2 protein-coding genes are annotated in these 2,079 nt (G+C 49.4%); both read left to right on the top strand.

Annotated features, from left to right (window positions below; all coding sequences use genetic code 11):
* Positions 1–1,182: TonB-dependent receptor plug domain-containing protein (locus K2I50_RS05250; RefSeq protein WP_367279088.1), on the top strand; the 1,182-nt coding region annotated here is incomplete at its 5' end.
* Positions 1,183–1,187: 5 nt separating this feature from the next.
* Positions 1,188–1,994 (top strand): DUF4249 family protein, encoded by an 807-nt coding sequence (locus tag K2I50_RS05245; protein WP_301025166.1) that lies wholly within the window; start codon positions 1,188–1,190, stop codon positions 1,992–1,994.
* Positions 1,995–2,079 lie beyond the last annotated feature (85 nt).

Here is a 2,079-nt window from a genome sequence, read left to right as displayed (position 1 = left end):
ATATGTGTATATGAGACATATGTCCATAATTATTCGTTAGACGAGAAGATGCGATGGCTGATTGCCGACGGTCATGGTCTGGAATTCGGACTCCGCTCTGAACTTCTGAAGGTGAAATCTGCCGAGTGGATGCTCGTGGCCTCGCGCGAATGCGAAATCAGGTCGCTTTGGGAAAATTCCGTTTGGACTGAATACTCCGGGTCGTTTGCTGAAAAATTTGATGTTACCGCCGGTCTGCGTCTGAATGTCTCCTCGGTTCTTTCGCAAAACAGGTTTCATGAGTTCCAAAGCATCTATCAGGCCTACAATCAGTTTGATGGCAAAACTTACATAACAGCCGAACCTCGTATGAATCTGAAGTACGACATCACGCCCCTCCACAACGTAAAGGCGGGATTCGGCATGTCAACGCAGAATCTCCATGCAATACGCTCGAGCGCGACGTCGTTTCCTTTTGACCGCTATGCACTGACCTCGGCTACGGTAAAGCCTGAGAAATCGATGCAATACGGCATTGGCTACAGCGGTATGACCGAGAACGGAGCGTTTGACTGGTCGGCCGAGGGCTACTACCGCAGTATAGATAATGTTTATGACTACAAGGACGGCCGAAGTTCATTTTCCGATATAATGATTGAAAACCTCATACTTGGCGGCCGTGGCCGGAGTTATGGGGCTGAATTCATGGTGCGCAAGAACACCGGACGACTCACCGGATGGGTGTCATACACAATCTCACGTACAGAGACCAGGATACCGGGCATCAATGGTGACCGGTGGTATAATGCTACCAACGACCGACGCCATGACATTTCCGTCACGGCTATCTACCGGCTGACCGACCGCTGGAATCTCTCCACATCATGGATATTCCTGTCGGGCCAGCCATTGACGGCTCCTGATGTGAAATATGAGATAGGAGGGGAGACCTGTTATTACTACTCCAGGAGAAACGCATATACGACGCCTCCGACCCATCGGCTCGACCTGTCCGCAAAATATACCCATGTCGGAAAGAAACTTACGTATGAATGGGCTTTCGGTGTATATAACGCCTATTGTCGCTACAATCCATATGTGGTTTATTTCGAGGATGATTCCTCCAAACCCTCCGGCACCCGCGCAGTGCTCCATGCTATGTATGGTCTTGTGCCTTCGGTGTCCTATACACTTAAATTCTGACATTTATGAAGCTATATAGTATTATACCGGCTATGTGCATGATGCTCCTGTTTGTGTCGTGCGAGAAGGAACTCGATTTTAAGTATCACGATATAGACCCCTTGACTGTCATTGAGGCGCAACTGACTCCCGGCGGTGCTAAGGTGGCTATTACTTACACGACTCCGATGGACCAGCCGATGGACCGGACGCATCTTACAGACGCGGTGGTTACTCTTACCGACCTGACCGACGGAACGGTTTACAACCTGCACACTGATGCCGAGGGGTTGTTCGTTGACCCGACGCCTGGTATAATAGGCCATGACTATCGTCTGGTGGTGGAGCGTGACGGTTGCCGTTACGAGGCCGATGCCACCATGTATCCTCCTACAGAAATCGAAAGTCTGGAATTCAACTGGATAAAGATGCCTTACGACTACGTGGCGGTGTTTGAGGCGCAGTTCCGCGACAATAAGGACTCCGATGGTGAATGTTACTGGGTAAAGCTCTATCGCAACGGTGAGATTTACCGGTGGAGTGAAATGGACGACCGAAATGCTGTCGATGGTGTGTGCACATATCTGACTATGACCACCCGCAAGGATACTGATGAAGAGGATGATGATACAGTGCTCTTCGACGGCGATGTCATCACATTTACAGTCTCGCCGATTTCGCGCGCCATGCATGATTATCTCGAAGCGTTGCAGAATGACAGTAATGGTCCGGCAATGTTCGTTGGCGACAAATGTCTTGGCTATTTCATGGCCACTTCTCCGGTATCTGACTCAGTTGAGTTTCATCCCGATGAAATCCCGGAATACAAATAAGAACTTGTTTAAGAGCTTGTTTAATAATAAATGTTACCGTCAGGGCGGTCAATCGTCGAGCATATTTTCGCTTGTGATGAGGGAG

This window comes from Muribaculum sp., assembly GCF_029051885.1.
Lineage (GTDB): Bacteria > Bacteroidota > Bacteroidia > Bacteroidales > Muribaculaceae > Muribaculum.
This window is presented reverse-complemented; position numbering and strand designations above follow the sequence as displayed.

Excerpts from the sequence above, each read along its gene's own strand:
- K2I50_RS05245 (WP_301025166.1), top strand. The coding sequence starts at position 1,188 with ATGAAGCTATATAGTATTATACCGGCTATGTGCATGATGCTCCTGTTT.